17 protein-coding genes and 1 pseudogene are annotated in these 15235 nt (G+C 34.5%); 5 read left to right on the forward strand and 13 right to left on the reverse strand.

Going from position 1 to position 15235, the window contains the following annotated elements; all coding sequences use genetic code 11:
* Entirely contained in the window at positions 1 to 810 is an 810-nt protein-coding gene (locus tag QM512_RS05765) for an NAD kinase (protein WP_282804843.1), read from the reverse strand.
* Positions 810 to 1436: a GTP pyrophosphokinase gene (locus QM512_RS05770; protein ID WP_282804844.1), complete on the reverse strand. Its 627-nt coding sequence runs from the start codon at positions 1434 to 1436 to the stop codon at positions 810 to 812. The genes QM512_RS05765 and QM512_RS05770 overlap by 1 nt, the downstream gene beginning before the upstream one ends.
* A gap of 77 nt (positions 1437 to 1513) precedes the next feature.
* Between QM512_RS05770 and QM512_RS05775 the strand changes: the two genes are divergently transcribed.
* Together QM512_RS05775 and QM512_RS05780 are read left to right on the forward strand one after the other, a co-directional pair.
* Entirely contained in the window at positions 1514 to 2137 is a 624-nt protein-coding gene (locus tag QM512_RS05775) for a CYTH domain-containing protein (protein ID WP_282804845.1), read from the forward strand.
* Positions 2138 to 2207: 70 nt separating this feature from the next.
* Positions 2208 to 2813: a DsbA family protein gene (locus tag QM512_RS05780; RefSeq protein ID WP_282804846.1), complete on the forward strand. Its 606-nt coding sequence runs from the start codon at positions 2208 to 2210 to the stop codon at positions 2811 to 2813.
* A 9-nt stretch (positions 2814 to 2822) separates the two neighbouring features.
* Here QM512_RS05780 and QM512_RS05785 read toward each other — a convergent pair.
* From QM512_RS05785 to QM512_RS05810, 6 genes and pseudogenes are all read right to left on the reverse strand, one after another.
* Positions 2823 to 3698 (reverse strand): annotated as a pseudogene (locus tag QM512_RS05785) (competence protein CoiA family protein).
* Positions 3699 to 3757: 59 nt separating this feature from the next.
* A complete protein-coding gene (locus QM512_RS05790; RefSeq protein WP_282804847.1) occupies positions 3758 to 4414 on the reverse strand; it encodes an adaptor protein MecA in 657 nt (218 codons plus the stop codon).
* A 103-nt stretch (positions 4415 to 4517) separates the two neighbouring features.
* A complete protein-coding gene (gene spxA / locus QM512_RS05795) occupies positions 4518 to 4919 on the reverse strand; it encodes a transcriptional regulator SpxA (RefSeq protein ID WP_282804848.1) in 402 nt (133 codons plus the stop codon).
* A gap of 196 nt (positions 4920 to 5115) precedes the next feature.
* On the reverse strand, positions 5116 to 6855 hold the full coding sequence (gene ptsP / locus QM512_RS05800; RefSeq protein ID WP_282804849.1) for a phosphoenolpyruvate--protein phosphotransferase: 1740 nt from the start codon (positions 6853 to 6855) through the stop codon (positions 5116 to 5118).
* Positions 6855 to 7121, reverse strand: coding sequence for a phosphocarrier protein HPr (locus QM512_RS05805; protein WP_004893814.1), 267 nt, complete (start codon positions 7119 to 7121; stop codon positions 6855 to 6857). Before QM512_RS05805 ends, ptsP begins: the two co-directional genes overlap by 1 nt.
* Positions 7122 to 7240: 119 nt before the next feature.
* On the reverse strand, positions 7241 to 7423 hold the full coding sequence (locus QM512_RS05810) for a hypothetical protein (protein WP_282804850.1): 183 nt from the start codon (positions 7421 to 7423) through the stop codon (positions 7241 to 7243).
* A 206-nt stretch (positions 7424 to 7629) separates the two neighbouring features.
* Here QM512_RS05810 and QM512_RS05815 point away from each other — a divergent pair, with 206 nt between their 5' ends.
* Positions 7630 to 9798 carry an ATP-dependent Clp protease ATP-binding subunit gene (locus tag QM512_RS05815; RefSeq protein ID WP_282804851.1) on the forward strand — a complete coding sequence of 723 codons (2169 nt, stop codon included), beginning with the start codon at positions 7630 to 7632 and terminating at the stop codon, positions 9796 to 9798.
* A gap of 132 nt (positions 9799 to 9930) precedes the next feature.
* Positions 9931 to 10209 (forward strand): DUF1827 family protein, encoded by a 279-nt coding sequence (locus tag QM512_RS05820; protein WP_282806455.1) that lies wholly within the window; start codon positions 9931 to 9933, stop codon positions 10207 to 10209.
* Positions 10210 to 10254: 45 nt separating this feature from the next.
* Here the strand turns inward: QM512_RS05820 and QM512_RS05825 are convergent, their stop codons facing one another.
* A complete protein-coding gene (locus tag QM512_RS05825) occupies positions 10255 to 11823 on the reverse strand; it encodes a peptide chain release factor 3 (protein ID WP_282804852.1) in 1569 nt (522 codons plus the stop codon).
* Entirely contained in the window at positions 11823 to 12689 is an 867-nt protein-coding gene (locus QM512_RS05830; RefSeq protein WP_282804853.1) for a hemolysin family protein, read from the reverse strand. Before QM512_RS05830 ends, QM512_RS05825 begins: the two co-directional genes overlap by 1 nt.
* A gap of 114 nt (positions 12690 to 12803) precedes the next feature.
* On the opposite strand from QM512_RS05830, the gene QM512_RS05835 reads away from it, so the two are divergent.
* A complete protein-coding gene (locus QM512_RS05835; protein WP_282804854.1) occupies positions 12804 to 13265 on the forward strand; it encodes a hypothetical protein in 462 nt (153 codons plus the stop codon).
* Here QM512_RS05835 and QM512_RS05840 read toward each other — a convergent pair whose 3' ends face one another.
* The 3 genes from QM512_RS05840 to recX are packed head-to-tail and all read right to left on the reverse strand — an operon-like array spanning position 13266 to position 15177.
* On the reverse strand, positions 13266 to 13763 hold the full coding sequence (locus QM512_RS05840) for a hypothetical protein (protein ID WP_282804855.1): 498 nt from the start codon (positions 13761 to 13763) through the stop codon (positions 13266 to 13268).
* Positions 13735 to 14325 (reverse strand): DUF402 domain-containing protein, encoded by a 591-nt coding sequence (locus tag QM512_RS05845; protein WP_282804856.1) that lies wholly within the window; start codon positions 14323 to 14325, stop codon positions 13735 to 13737. Before QM512_RS05845 ends, QM512_RS05840 begins: the two co-directional genes overlap by 29 nt.
* 36 nt (positions 14326 to 14361) lie before the next feature.
* Positions 14362 to 15177, reverse strand: a complete 816-nt coding sequence (gene recX / locus QM512_RS05850) for a recombination regulator RecX (protein WP_282804857.1) — start codon at positions 15175 to 15177, stop codon at positions 14362 to 14364.
* Positions 15178 to 15235: the final 58 nt, after the last annotated feature.

Below are 15235 nucleotides of genomic sequence, written 5' to 3' on the forward strand. Positions count from 1 at the left end.
TTATTTATCTTTAGGTTGCCCAATAAAGGCATCTTCTACACGATTCCAAAAGTGTGTGTGCTGATACTTATCAAAGCGAATAACATGTTGAGAAATACGGTATTCAATCTTCTTAATATGTTTATGATTAAATTCATAACCATCGTATGTAACCACATAATGATCGTCACTACCAGTTTCTGGTCTAATCGTTATCCATTCATCAGGAGCAATTACAATTGGTGACGATAGTGTCCTAAAAACACGATTATTAATTGAAGCTATTTCAGTCATTTGTAAAGCCTTTAACCGGGGATGAATAACTGCTCCGCCTAAAGATTTGCTATAAGCAGTAGATCCTGTTGGTGTCGAAACGCATAATCCGTCACCCTTAAAGCTCTCAAAAAATTGATCTCTAATATAAACATCAGCCTTTAAAGTCTTTGAAACTCGTTTAATAGTCGCTTCATTTAAAGCAAGGAGTTTTTTCTTTTCTCCAGAACCTGTAGTTATTATTAGTTCTAGCAATGGATAAGAAGCAGAAGATGGTTGCTTTTTAGTTAAATTATCTACCATCTTACCAATTTCAAAATTACGCCAATCAGTATAAAAACCCAAGTGTCCGGTGTGCACACCAATAAATCTTATTTTATCAACTAGATTTTGATATTTATGGAATCCTGAAATTAGTGTTCCATCTCCACCAACTGTAATGACCACATCGGGATTTTCTGGATCGATTTCAATCTTTCTTGAATCCAGTAATTTTTCCAATGCCTTAACTACTGCTAAGGTTTCAACTTTATTATTATAAACGAGTGCGACTTTCATTATTGCTCTTTTCCTTTAGATTTAGTAAAAATTCTTTGTGCTTCCTGCACTTCATCTTTGATTGATGACATTTCTTCATCTAACTTATAAGCAGCTTCAGCTGTTGTTTTAAGTCGCTTAGAAATATCTTCTGGGTACTTCCCTTGATATTTATAATTCAACGTATGTTCTACCGTTGCCCAGAAATTCATTGCTAAGGTACGAATTTGAATTTCAGCAATAATTTTCTTTGGTCCATCTGGTAAAAAGACAGAATATTCAATTACCATATGATAAGAACGATATCCCGACGGCTTTGCGTTTTGAATATAGTCTCTTTCTTCAATTACCTGCATATCCTGGCGCTCATGAATCAAATCAACTACTCGATAAATATCATCGACAAATTGACACATAATCCGAATACCAGCAATATCTTGCATATCATTTTCAATGACATCAGGAGCAATTACTCGCCGTGTCATTTTTTCTTTAATTGAATCGACTGTTTTTACGCGTCCGACCACGAATTCAATCGGCGAATGCTCACCCTTGTTTAAAAAACTTTGCCTAAGTGATCGAAATTTAACTTTTAATTCAGAAACGGCCTGTTGATAAGGCCATAAAAATAAATCCCAATCTTTCATGTATAAATCCTTTCCGTTTCAAACAAAATTATTCTACCATAGAGAGGGATAACATTAACTAGTGAAAGGATAAAATTATGAGTAAAAATTTAGAAATTGAATCAAAAACACTCCTAGATAAAGAAACCTATGAAAAAATGCGTGATGCATTCACAGCTAAATCAGATTTTATTCAAAAAAACTATTACTTTGATACACCTGATTTTGATCTCAAAAATAGTGATGCCAGCCTCAGAGTTAGAATTCTTGTCGATCATGCAGAACAAACTATTAAAGTCAAAGAAACAAATCCTAAAGAAAAGAAATATAGCGAACGAGTTGAAATCAACGATTTGCTCTCTGTAGCACAAGCACAGCAAATGACCCAAAGTGCATACGAAGGTACCTTCTTCTTATTTGGCGGTGATGTTGGTGACTATCTACAAAAACATTATTCTAATGAAGCAATTCATTCTTTAAAGTTAATTTCTTGGAGTCAAACTCGTAGAATATTAGCTACTGGACCAGAAAACTGCGAACTGACTTTAGACTTAACAGAGTTTCCGGATGGCTACTACGATTTTGAATTAGAAATAGAAAATGATGATCCTGATACTATTAAAAAAGTACTTGCTGAATTAGAAAAACAATTTAATTTTACAGCTAATAAAGAAAATACTAACCAAAGTAAAGTGCAACGTGCCTGGGAACACAAAAAATAAAACAAAATTTTTTCCATTTCGTCCAATTTCTGATACAGTATTCATGAACTTGGACGGAGGAAATAACAAAATGTTTGAAATATTTTTCTTTGTTAATCCGATTGGGATTAACTGTTATCAAAATGAACAGGAAATAATTGCTGCAGTCAGTGGTTACAATCAAAATATTTCTTACCACTTTATTCCCATGACTACTATGAACACAATTCGTAACGATATCAAAGCTCGTCATCTTTCTTCAAACAATGTCGAGGTTTTTAACACTTTTAGTCAAAGTGCTTATAATGCGACCAAAGATTATCACACCCTAAAATTAATCGTAGGTAATAAAAAAGCCAGACAATATATCATTAATTTGCAACATGCAATTAATGATCTGGGCCAAACTTATTCTCCAAAGCTTGTAAATGAGGTTCTAAATTCTTTAGATGTTCCACTTAAGAACTTCAAAAAGAATCGTGAATCAAATTACATTAAACTTTCAATGGAGAAGGATTTAAAACTTGCTGACGATTTAAATGTTGTAACTACTCCAACAACGATTATCTTTAACTATGATGATGATCGTGGAGACTCAGGAATGATGATCGAAGGTTGCGCAAATCGTGAAGAAATTGAGTCTGCAATCGCTGGGGATAAACAGACTAGTAGTGATAATAGTTTACGCTTATTGTAATTCATTAGGCTAGATGATTTTGAATTCATCTAGCTTTTTTTGTAGAAAAATTATTATTGGGCTTTGTTCTTTAGGCTCCCTTAATTTGGAAAACAATTCATTAGGTATATCTACTACAGAGTAGTGCAACTGATATAATAGAGCGCCAATTTCTAATCCTAGCTTACTTTTCTGAGCAATTTGCTTTTGTAAATATAATTTTTGATCCTGGATACGAGAAAACTTTGACTTTACTTTTCCAGATGGAGTAAAAGTAAATAAGTCAAAAATGCCTTTTTCATCTAGTGGAAATGTCTTAACAGCATATTCAACTTCTGTGCTAAGTGCAGCCTTCAAAATATTATATTTCAAGGTAATTACACAATTAAAAGGGTTAATCTCTAAGTAATACCATTGCCATTTTCTACTATATCTTAGGAAAATTTCTTGAGAGTGGTTAAGTTTATTTTTCAAATAATGTCTCTTCCCCACAATCCAAATATCTTTTATATGTAACTTTTTATAAAGATTATGACGATGACTAAATTCTGCCTCACTTAATGGAGCGCACTGCACTTCAAAAGACAATTTATTAGCTACTAATACATCTGCCCTTAATTGTTGATCCAAAAGCGTAACTTCAACGTCTGCTTGTATTCCATTTGCTTTTAAGGCTGTGCATAAAAGATTCTTTGCTTGCGAATGTTCCTCTTTCTCACCTGTCCCTTTTAATTAATGAAAATGCTTAAAAAATGGCATCTTTTCTTCTGATATAATTAAAATCATTCTGTGTTTGCAAGAGGGACAAGTATAATAATCACGATTCAATATCTTTAATCCCTTACTAACTTGCTCTGCCTCATTAACCGCTAAAACTAGTTTTTTATTTAAAATAGCAGCATACATTTTATCGCCCAATATTATGTACGCAAAAAGGAGATGATTTTTTTCATCTCCTTTTATTTTTAGTCAAAATATTGTCTTAAATTTCCTAATGCATCTTGGCCAATTAAGCATTTAGCATTTTTCTTTATTCTTTGGAATTGTTTCTCTGTCATTCCATTTCCATACTCATTCGCAATTACCCAAGTATCCTCAGGTTTTAATTCTACATAATTGTCATCCAAATATGCTAAATCCAAATAATATTCATGATGGTATGTATATAGACTAGATGCTAATCCTTCAACTTTTAACGCATCAGCTAAGGCGGCAACTAAATCAATACTATCAATCTTAAAGACTCGGCGATTATCGCTAACTAATTTATCTTGATCATTGTTGATTTCAGTTTTGCGTTGATCATCCTCTGCTCCAGCTCCCAATCCTTTTAACAGATCACGTAATTGATCATTAGGATTGTCACTAGTATCATCATCGCTATCTGGTACTTTGGAAATAAGTAATTCTAACCCAGAACTACTTGGCATAACTTGAAAAGTAACTGGATCGCCTTTAGCAAAAGTATGATCTGTATCGACTTCACTTAAAATTTGATAGAAGAAATGTTGAATTTGACTTTTGTTTCCTAACAAATCGAGCATTGTTATTCCACGCTCTTTAAGTTCATCTGCATCCATTGTTACACGAATGGTATTTTCACTTATTCTGTGTACTTCCACTTATTATCACCTCGAAGTCTCTGTCTTTAATACATTGTAACCTATTTTCTTACTCATATAAAAACGCTAGCTTAAAAAAGCTAACGTTTTTACAACTTTTTATTTAAAAATCAGCAGTCATTGCTTGGATCTCTTCGAGTTCTAAGCGACGTACCTTTCGAGGAAGAAATCTTCTAATTTCGTCTTCGTTATAACCTACTTGCAAACGTTTGTCATCCATGATGATCGGACGTCTTAATAGACTTGGATTCTTTTCAACAAGATCAATTAATTGATCAATTGATAGATCGTCTAAATTGATCTTTAAATTTTGAAAAGTACGAGAACGAGTAGAAATAATTTCTTCTGTTCCGTTTTCAGTCATTCGTAAAATTTGCATGATTTCATCTTTATTTAATGGGTTGGCGAAAATATTTCTTTCTTTAAATGAAATATCGTGTTCCTTTAACCATGCTTTAGCCTTACGACATGAAGTACAACTTGGTGATGTATATAAATTTAACACTTAACTCCACACTCCTTTGCGTGTAGAAAAATAACTACTGTTTCACTTACAACAAATATTGTATCACAAATACTTGTTTTTTGTAAGTTGTAATCAAATTTCTTTTTTATTAGCTTACAAGTATACTTTATCAGCAAATAATGAAGTTTGTGTGAAGTTATGCAAGAAAAAAAGAGTACTTACGTACTCTTTTTAACTAGTCAATAATGTTAAGCTTCTTCATAGTTTCTTCAACTAGCTTCTTGTTTTCATCAGCAGTTTCTGAAACGAAGCAAGCTTTATTAGCTAACTCTTTAATATCTTCAGTATTGATCTTCTTCATCAAACTTCTGATACGTAAGATTGAAGTTGCACTCATTGAGTATTCATCAAGTCCCATTGATAAAAGAATTGGGAACATAATGTCATCACCAGCAGCTTCACCACACATACCACACCAAATACCATTTTCATGAGCACCATCAATAGTGTGCTTAATCAAACGTAAAACAGATGGGTTGTATGGTTGGTAAAGATAAGAAACATTATCGTTACCACGATCGGCAGCCATAGTGTATTGAATCAAATCGTTAGTTCCAATTGAGAAGAAGTCAACTTCTTTAGCAAATTGGTCAGCTAACACTGCTGCAGCTGGAACTTCGATCATCATACCAACTTGTAAGTCGTCACCGATCTTAACGCCTTCTTTAGCAAGTTTATCTTTTTCTTCAGCTAAGATTTGCTTAGCTTCACGTAATTCTGCTAAAGTACCAATCATTGGGAACATAATTCCTAATGGACCGTATGCAGATGCACGAAGTAAAGCTCTTAATTGAGTTCTAAAGATATCCTTGTATTGCATAGAAAGACGGATAGCACGAACACCTAGGAATGGGTTCATTTCTTCTGGAAGATCCCAGTAGTCTAAGTGCTTGTCACCACCGATATCACAAGTTCTAATGATAGTTTGCTTACCATCCATGTCTTCGATAACTTTCTTGTAAGCATCGAATTGAGCTTCTTCAGATGGGAAGTCCTTTGAATCCATGTATAAGAATTCAGTTCTGTACAAACCAATTGCTTCAGCACCGTTTTCTTTTACACCCTTCATATCATTAGGAGTACCAATGTTAGCAGCAATAATGAACTTCTTACCGTTAGCAGTTACAGATGGTTCATTCTTAAGCTTCTTCCATTCTTCCTTTTGCTTAGCGAAGGCTTCACCCTTTTTGGTGTACTCTTCGATTTGAGCATCAGTTGGATCGATGATAGCATCTCCATCTAAACCGTCAGCAATAAGCATATCGCCGTCTTTAACATCTTTAGTAATGCTTTCAGTACCAACAACAGCTGGAATTTCTAATGAACGAGCCATGATTGCTGAGTGAGCAGTTCTACCACCAACATCAGTTACAAATCCCTTAACGTATTTCTTGTTAAGTTGAGCTGTATCACTTGGTGTTAAATCGTAAGCTACAACAACAACTTCATGGTCGATAGCTGCAGGATCTGGTAATTTCTTACCAAGAAGGTGTGCCATAAGACGCTTTGAAACATCACGTACATCAGCAGCACGTTCTTGCATATATGCATTATCAGTCATGCCTTCAAAAATGGCGATGAACTTTTGTGCAGTTTCATCTAATGCAGCTTCAGCATTAACTTTTTGATCTTTGATTTCTGTTTCAATGGCACCAGTAAATTCTGGGTCACTTAAGAAGAGAAGGTGAGCATCAAAAACTTGTGCTTCTTCTGCTCCTAAACTTTCCTTAGCCTTATCACGAACTTTTTCAAGTTCCTTAGTTGATTCTTCAACAACTTTTTTAAAGCGAGCTACTTCAGCATCAACATCGCTAACTGAGGTTTTAGAAAACGAAAGGTCAGGTTCTACCAAAAGGTAGGCTGGTGCAACTGCAATACCATCGCTGGCAGCAATTCCCTTTAAAGTTTTCGACATTATTCAGCTAAACCTTCCTTTTTCATAGTGTCAGCAATAGCTTCGATTGCTTCTTTAGCATCGTCACCATCAGCAGTAATAGTTACGTCTGCACCTTGGCCAACACCTAAAGACATAACACCCATGATTGACTTCAAGTTTACTGACTTACCGTTGTATTCCAAGTTAATATCTGAGTTAAACTTAGAAGCAGCTTGTACCAACAAAGTAGCTGGACGAGCATGAATACCAGTTTCAGCAATAATATGAAATTCGCGTTTTTCCATTTTAAATTATCTCCTTTAAAATCAAAAATAATCGGGAGTTTTATACCCACTCGTTTATTAGGTTATCATGTTTTCAAAATGAAAACAACACAAATGTAAATGTTTACATTATAAAGTGCTTAATTTTCATTGTCAGATAAGGTATAAATTATGTCTCCCCCACGTTGAGCAATTCCAGTTATACTTTGTCTTTTACCATAGCTTCTAAGGGCTAACTGGAATTGAAAGGCATCTTTTGGACTAACTTTATATTCCTTTAATTCTCCACTTATGATTTGATCTAATATTTTTTCATAATCCATGTCTTATAGCTTTCCTCTCTGAATTTTGCATAATCTTAATAAAAAATTTAATTCTCTAACTATTATAACAATTTTGAATAAAAAACTAGTCTTACTACTTGCAATTAGTAAGTATCCGTACTATGATATTAGCAAGTTAGCACTTAAGCGTTAAGAGTGCTAAGATAAAATATAGCCTGAATATTATAAGAAAGGCGGAATTATTAATGTTATGTGATAACTGTCATGAACGTCCTGCTTCCATTCATCTTTACACAAATGTAAATGGACAAGACCGTGAAATTTCTTTATGTCAACAATGCTATCAAGAATTGAAAAATCAACAAGGACAAAATAATAACATGAATAACAATGCATTTTTTGGCGATTTTGATGATTTATTCAACGCCTTAAATAATAACAATAACAATGAACAAAATAATCCTCAAGGCAGAGATCCACGTATGCAAATGGGCGGCGGACGCCGCGGTGGAAATAACGGTGGTCAAAAGTCACTATTAGATCAATATGGTACAGATTTAACCGACCTAGCAAAAAAAGGTAAAATCGATCCAGTTATTGGTCGTGACAAGGAAATCGCCCGCGTTATTGAAATTTTAAATAGACGTACTAAAAATAATCCAGTTCTTATTGGAGAAGCCGGTGTTGGTAAAACCGCAGTTGTTGAAGGTTTAGCACAACAAATTGTCGACGGGTCTGTTCCTGCCAAACTTCAAGATAAAAGAATTATTTCATTAAATATGGTTTCTATGGTTCAAGGTACTGGCATTCGTGGGCAATTTGAACAAAGGATGCAACAACTAATTAAAGAACTTGAACAAAATGATAATATTATCCTATTTATTGATGAAATTCACGAATTAGTTGGTGCAGGAAATGCCGAAGGCGGTATGGACGCTGGTAATATTATCAAGCCTGCTTTAGCTCGTGGAGAATTCCAACTAGTTGGAGCTACTACCATTAAAGAATACCGTAACATTGAAAAAGATTCTGCTCTAGCACGTAGATTCCAACCAATTGAAGTTAAGGAACCTACTACTGAAGAAACTGTTAGAATCTTGCAAGGTATTCGTAAACGTTACGAAGATTACCACCACGTTCACTATACAGACGAAGCAATTCAAGCTGCAGTTGATCTTTCTTCTCGTTACATCCAAGACCGCTTTTTACCAGATAAGGCAATTGACTTATTAGATGAAGCAGGTTCAAGAATGAACCTCACTATTCCTTATGTCGATAGTGAAAAGATCAAAGAAAGACTAGATGCTGCTGAAAGTCTAAAGCAAGATGCTTTAAAGAATGAAGACTACGAAAAAGCTGCTTACTACCGTGATCAAATTGAAAAGTATGAAAAGCTGAAAGATCAAAAGGTAGATCCTGATCAAACTCCTAAAATTACTGAAAAGATCATGAATAAGATCGTTGAAGAAAAAACTAATATTCCAGTTGGCGATTTACAAAAACAAGAAGAGACCCAATTAAAGAATTTAGCTACTGATCTTAAAGATAATGTAATTGGTCAAGATAAAGCTGTTGAAACTGTAGCTCGCGCGATCCGTCGTAACCGTGTTGGTTTCAACAAATCAGGTCGTCCAATAGGCTCATTCTTATTTGTAGGACCAACTGGTGTTGGTAAAACAGAATTAGCTAAGCAATTAGCTAAACAAATTTTTGGTACTGAAGATGCTATGATTCGCTTTGATATGAGTGAATACATGGAACAATACTCAGTATCTAAATTAATCGGTTCTGCTCCAGGTTATGTCGGCTATGAAGAAGCTGGTCAATTAACAGAAAGAGTACGTCACAATCCTTACAGCTTAATTTTATTCGATGAAATCGAAAAAGCTCACCCAGATGTACTTCACCTCTTCTTACAAATTCTTGATGATGGTCGCTTAACTGACTCTCAAGGTCGGACAGTTTCATTCAAAGACACGATTATCATCATGACTTCCAATGCTGGACAAGGAATTAAAGAAGCTAGTGTAGGTTTTGCTGCTGAAAATAGCCATCAAGAACAATTCAAGAATACTTTAGGTCAATACTTCAAGCCTGAATTTTTAAACAGACTTGATGATATTGTTGAATTCAATGCTCTTGATAAGAAGGACTTAATTAAGATTGTCGACCTAATGCTTGCTAACACTAACAATATGGTTAAAGATCAAGGTCTTCATATTGAAGTTACTCCTCAAGCAAAAGAGCTACTTGTAGAAAAAGGCTATGATCCATCTATGGGAGCTCGTCCGCTTCGTCGTACAATTCAAGAAGAAATTGAAGATAAAGTAGCTGACTACAAATTAGATAATCCAGCCGCTAAAGAGTTAAAAGCAGATGTAGTTGATAACGAAATTACGATTAGCGAAAAATAATCATTATATATCGAAAATAAGAGCCACACAATTTGGCTCTTATTTTTATTTATTTTTTATAAATCGTTCAAAAAAGGTTATACTTAAATTGGGATTTTAAAGACACATTTATATATCGAGGTTATAAATATGATGCATTTAATTGATGTTACAAATAGCTACCGTGATTTAGTCCAAAGACAACTAGCAGCTACTAATAGTCAATTCGTAAAAGTTTACTCTTTAGGTAATACCACAGTAGTATACAGCGAAACAGTAGATAAGATTGAAATTGTTATGGAAAATCATAAACGTCCTATTAGACAAGATGAAGTAGAATTTGTTATTAAGCGTCTAATTCATGAAGATCGAATTTATGACATAACAGTTGATAAAAGTAGAAAAATTATTTCTATTACTTGTGATCGATAAAATCGCAATTCAAAAAAGCCGTGGAAATTTTCCACGGCTTTTTTCTTACAATCTTGATGTTAATTCTACGTCTGGATATTTATCCTTAAACCATCTTTCGGCAAATGCATTTTCAAACAAGAACAATGGCTCGCCTTCTCTATCCTTCACTAACAAGTTACGAGACGATGACATCTTAGGATCCAATTGATCAGGATTAATCCAGCGTGCAACACGATTTCCTAAAGTATGAAGCTCAACTTCCGAATTATATTCATTCTTCATTCTGAAAGAAAAGACTTCAAACTGCAATTGACCAACTGCACCAAGAATATAATCATCAGTTGCATAGCCTCGATAAAGTTGAATTGCACCTTCTTGAACTAGCTGATTCATCCCTTTATGGAACGACTTCTGCTTCATAACGTTTTTAGCAGTTACACGCATGAAAATTTCTGGTGTAAATTGTGGCAAAGCCGGATAGACAATTTTCTTCTTACCAGCGTAAATTGAGTCTCCAATTTGGAAGTTTCCTGTATCATATAGCCCAACAATATCACCGGCTACAGCATCAGACACCTGAACTCGTTCACTAGACATAAACTCAGTTGCATTATTTAATCTAACTGGTTTTCCAGTTCTAGCTAAAGTTACATCAATCCCCTTCTTAAATTCTCCACTACCAATTCTTACAAACGCAATTCGGTCGCGGTGGTTGGGATTCATATTAGCTTGAATCTTAAAGACAAAGCCAGAGAATTCTGGATCATCAGCAGCCAATTTTTCATCATCATTAACAGTATGCTCTTGTGGAGCTGGTGCCAAATTAACAAAACTATCTAAGAAAGTTTCAACACCGAAATTAGTCAAAGCGGAGCCAAAGAAGACTGGTGTTTGATCTCCTTTGAGAATTTTTTCTTTATCAAAAGTATTTCCAGCTTCTTTTAACAAGTCAATATCATCTAATGTTGATTGATATAAACTATCTTGGGCCAAAGGTTCTTTCTCTGATAACTTACCATTTTCATCTAATGGTAAATAGCGGTCATCATCATCTTTTCGATAAAGCTCAACACGATTATTAGCAATATCGTACAAACCTTTCAATTGCTTACCCATTCCAATTGGCCAGTTCATTGCCACGCCTTCAATACCTAGCAAATCTTCCAATTCAGCAATTAGGTCTAAAGGTTCGCGACCATCACGATCCAACTTGTTCATGAAAGTAAAAATCGGAATACCACGTTTTTTAACAACCTTAAATAATTTCTTGGTCTGAGGTTCGATACCCTTAGCAGAATCAATAACCATCACTGCAGCGTCTACTGCCATTAAAGTACGGTAAGTATCTTCAGAAAAGTCTTGGTGTCCTGGCGTATCAAGGATATTGATTCTCTTACCTTGATATTCAAACTGCATTACTGAACTAGTAACAGAAATACCACGCTTTTTTTCAATTGCCATCCAGTCACTAGTTGCATAATGCCCACTTTTACGTGCTTTAACTGTACCTGCACTTCTAATTACTCCACCAAAAAGGAGCATTTGTTCAGTAATCGTTGTCTTACCCGCATCAGGGTGAGAAATAATCGCAAATGTGCGTCTTTTTTTCACTTCATCCGTTAACTTTGTCATTAATCTTTAACTTCTTCCTTTTCTTGTTTTTCTGGAATTGTAAGCAAGAGAGTTAATAAGCGTGAGCCCTTCATCCTTCTAGTTGTCAAAACCATCCCATTATCGAGCTTGACACTTAACTTTTCTCCTTTAGCTGGAATTAAGCCTAATTTCGTAATTACATAGCCCGCAACAGTATCTACATTTTCCATTGCTAGGTCAGTTCCAAACTCTTCATTAAAATCAGCTAAGGGCATTTTACCGTAAATTACATATTCTCTTGGACCAATTTTTGAAAATAGAACCTCAGCTTTATCAACTTCGTCGTCAATATCACCAACAATCTCTTCAATTAAATCTTCAATTGTCGCTAATCCCACAACACCGCCATATTCATCAGTTAAAATAGCAAGTTGTCTCTGTGTTTCTTGCATTTCAACTAATAATTCACCTAATTCAATAGTTTCAGGTGCAAATAATGGCTTAAACATTACTTGATCATAATCTAGCTTATCAAAACCAAACTTATGAGCCTTTCGTAAAACTGTTCTAATATGAATAACACCAACGATTTTATCCTTATCACCATCATAAACCGGTACTCTTGAATAAGGCTCCTTCAAAATCCTATCTAGATTTTCTTGAAAGTCATCATTAATATCAACCATAAAGGCATCTGTTCTAGGCACCATTACTTCACGTGCCATTTTTTCCTCGAACTCTAGAATACCTTCCATCATCGAAAATTCACGATCGCTAATTTCTTGTTGCTCATGCAATTTATTTAGAATCTTGTTTAGCTTGCGTTGACCGTCAATATCTTCATCACCGCGAAATTTAGCTCTTAATTTGCTAAATATATCCCCAGCACCGGGATCACTACTCATCTTTAATTCTCTCTTTCTATCATTATCTTAATCCCTGTTTTTATCACAATTATCGGTAATTATATCACATGCGAATCTATGATAAAATAAGGAACAAGAAATGGGGTCATATAGATGAAAAAACAAAACATCTACTTAGTATTTACTTTTTTATTGCTAATTCCGTATCTTTGCAGCTTAACCTTAATTGGGATTTGCTACAACGCTTTAGTTAGACATTCTAGTGATGTCTTCCGGAGTTTCATTGGTGCTTTAGTTGGAACAATCATTATGTTCGCAATTAAAGCGACTATTCAGCGACCACTTGATTTAGTATCCGATGAAGTACCAGATAATTTTTTTAAGCAAATTCTGCGTTTTTACAGTATTCGAAGACGTAAATTACTCCTTATTTGCAATTGCTTAGTTGATTTCGCACTTTGCTGGCTTGCCATGGACTTAGTAAGAAGATTTTTCTCTTTGTCCTTCATTATTGGAAACTCCGTTGGCATTGTCTTATTAATCATGTTAATTTCAACCTGTATTGGTGCTTACATCGAATATGATAATCTTTCTATTGACCCCAAGCAGAAGTAATTACTTAGAATCACCTTCAGAACTGGCATCCAGATATAAGATCTGTGCCAGTTCTTTTGTTTCTAAATTTAATTTTGTTAAAACATAAGGCTTTTCGCTGTCACCTAGATTTTCATACATTGTAATTCCGTCTTTTGATAACTTATCTAAAAAAGTAGGAATCACAAAATTTAGAGGTTGACTAAAGAATGCCAAGTTACTGTTTGGAGTATCAATTTCAGCAATTTCAGAAGCAGGTAATTCAAACTTATTTAATCCAGCAACAGGCATTTGCTTATCATCAGCTAAAACGCCATACCAAAACATAAAGTTTTCTGGACCAAATACAACTAAACTTGCTCGTTCATTTTCATAACCGTTATCTTTAATAAACTCTTGAAAGACAGGATCACTTTCCATTTCTTGAATAGCAGCTGTATAAGTTTTATTTTCATCAATTTGATTTGGCATAAAAACCTTACCAATAAAATTATGTGCCGAGTATTTTTCTTTCTTCATTTTCTCTCCCCTTAAAAAAGCTCCGATCTAAATCAGGACGCAATTGGTTATAGCGTTCATACCAAATTTGCGCAAATTTCTTTGCAAATGGGCCCTTCTTTTGATCGATCCAATCTAATAATTCAAAACTAGTACTACGCAAAATACTATCAATCTCTTCGCTATAATGCCAGCGCTTTTTGTTCATGGCATACTCATCTGCATCAAGCAATCTTTTTTCTCCATCTGGAAAGACTTTGATGTCTAGATCATAGTCAATATATTTTAAAGCCTCACGATCTAAAATAAATGGACTAGCCAAATTGGCGTAGTATGCAACACCATCAGGTCTGAGCATTGCAATCACATTAAACCAAAGTTTACGATGAAAATAAACAATTGCTGGTTCACGACTAATCCACTTTCGACCATCTTCTTCAGTAATCAAAGTCCGATCGTTGACGCCGATAATAATATTTTGCTCTGTCTTAACTACCATAGTGTCACGCCAATTTCTATGCAACGTGCCATTATGTTTATAACTTTGTATTGCGATATAATCGCCTTCACGAGGCATTTCCATAATGTGCGCCTCCTCACTAAACATTATACCAGCAAATTAATATTCATCTATTTCTTCTAGATTGACTAATTCACCACTTAAAAAGCTGTCAATCTCACTACCTGAAAATCCATGTTGAAATAGATATCTCTTAACTTTTTGCTTTCTTTTAAAATCGTCATCTCTCCGATAACGACGCCAAGCCTTAATTCCTTGTTTTTCTAAAGCTTCTAGTTGCTCATCATCATCGTGCTCTAAATTTAGATGTTCAACTACTAATTCGCCTAGATCTTGGTCAAAACCATGCGTCTGAAGTTTAGTCAAAGCCTTCTGCTTAATTTCTTTATATGATAATTTACCTACTTGATGAACTAGCGAATGTACTAAACGAACACCAGCATCGATCCATTCTTCATCCCCAGTTTCATAAAGAGAATCTTGAATAATATCTGGAGCCACACCTTTTTGCTTCAATTTTCTGCTAATTGATCTTGGTCCATCTTTTCCAACTCGAAGATTATTTTTAATAAATAAGCGTGCAAAATTATTATCATTCAGATAATTCAAATCCATTAGATTCTCAATAGCAGCTTGACTAGCTTCTTGACTAATCTCATGCTTATTCAAATGCTCTAAAACTTCATAAATGCTACGTGGCTGATAACTTAAATAAGACATAGCTAGCTGAATGGCATGACTATCTGCTTCAGCTTTTTTTATCTCTTCAATGTCTTCCTCGCTTAATTCTGTTCCTTTTAATAATCTTCTTTCAGCTAATGTTCTCTCACTTACGCTAAAAGCATACTCATTATCGATAAAAATATTGTATCGACCTTTACGCTTTTGCGTACTAATTTTAGTAATAATCGGCATTGCCACACCTTCTTCATTTTTTAGTTTCTTCTATATTATAATAAATTAAATACTTGTA

It is taken from the genome of Lactobacillus isalae, from assembly GCF_947539375.1.
Classification (GTDB): domain Bacteria; phylum Bacillota; class Bacilli; order Lactobacillales; family Lactobacillaceae; genus Lactobacillus; species Lactobacillus isalae.

Excerpts from the sequence above, each read along its gene's own strand:
- QM512_RS05780 (WP_282804846.1), top strand. The coding sequence starts at position 2,208 with ATGTTTGAAATATTTTTCTTTGTTAATCCGATTGGGATTAACTGTTAT.
- QM512_RS05815 (WP_282804851.1), top strand. The coding sequence starts at position 7,630 with ATGTTATGTGATAACTGTCATGAACGTCCTGCTTCCATTCATCTTTAC.
- QM512_RS05830 (WP_282804853.1), bottom strand. The coding sequence starts at position 12,689 with ATGAGTAGTGATCCCGGTGCTGGGGATATATTTAGCAAATTAAGAGCT.
- recX (WP_282804857.1), bottom strand. The coding sequence starts at position 15,177 with ATGCCGATTATTACTAAAATTAGTACGCAAAAGCGTAAAGGTCGATAC.
- QM512_RS05775 (WP_282804845.1), top strand. The coding sequence starts at position 1,514 with ATGAGTAAAAATTTAGAAATTGAATCAAAAACACTCCTAGATAAAGAA.
- QM512_RS05835 (WP_282804854.1), top strand. The coding sequence starts at position 12,804 with ATGAAAAAACAAAACATCTACTTAGTATTTACTTTTTTATTGCTAATT.
- QM512_RS05825 (WP_282804852.1), bottom strand. The coding sequence starts at position 11,823 with ATGACAAAGTTAACGGATGAAGTGAAAAAAAGACGCACATTTGCGATT.
- QM512_RS05765 (WP_282804843.1), bottom strand. The coding sequence starts at position 810 with ATGAAAGTCGCACTCGTTTATAATAATAAAGTTGAAACCTTAGCAGTA.
- QM512_RS05770 (WP_282804844.1), bottom strand. The coding sequence starts at position 1,436 with ATGAAAGATTGGGATTTATTTTTATGGCCTTATCAACAGGCCGTTTCT.
- QM512_RS05820 (WP_282806455.1), top strand. The coding sequence starts at position 9,931 with ATGCATTTAATTGATGTTACAAATAGCTACCGTGATTTAGTCCAAAGA.
- QM512_RS05805 (WP_004893814.1), bottom strand. The coding sequence starts at position 7,121 with ATGGAAAAACGCGAATTTCATATTATTGCTGAAACTGGTATTCATGCT.
- QM512_RS05840 (WP_282804855.1), bottom strand. The coding sequence starts at position 13,763 with ATGAAGAAAGAAAAATACTCGGCACATAATTTTATTGGTAAGGTTTTT.
- QM512_RS05845 (WP_282804856.1), bottom strand. The coding sequence starts at position 14,325 with ATGGAAATGCCTCGTGAAGGCGATTATATCGCAATACAAAGTTATAAA.
- QM512_RS05810 (WP_282804850.1), bottom strand. The coding sequence starts at position 7,423 with ATGGATTATGAAAAAATATTAGATCAAATCATAAGTGGAGAATTAAAG.
- ptsP (WP_282804849.1), bottom strand. The coding sequence starts at position 6,855 with ATGTCGAAAACTTTAAAGGGAATTGCTGCCAGCGATGGTATTGCAGTT.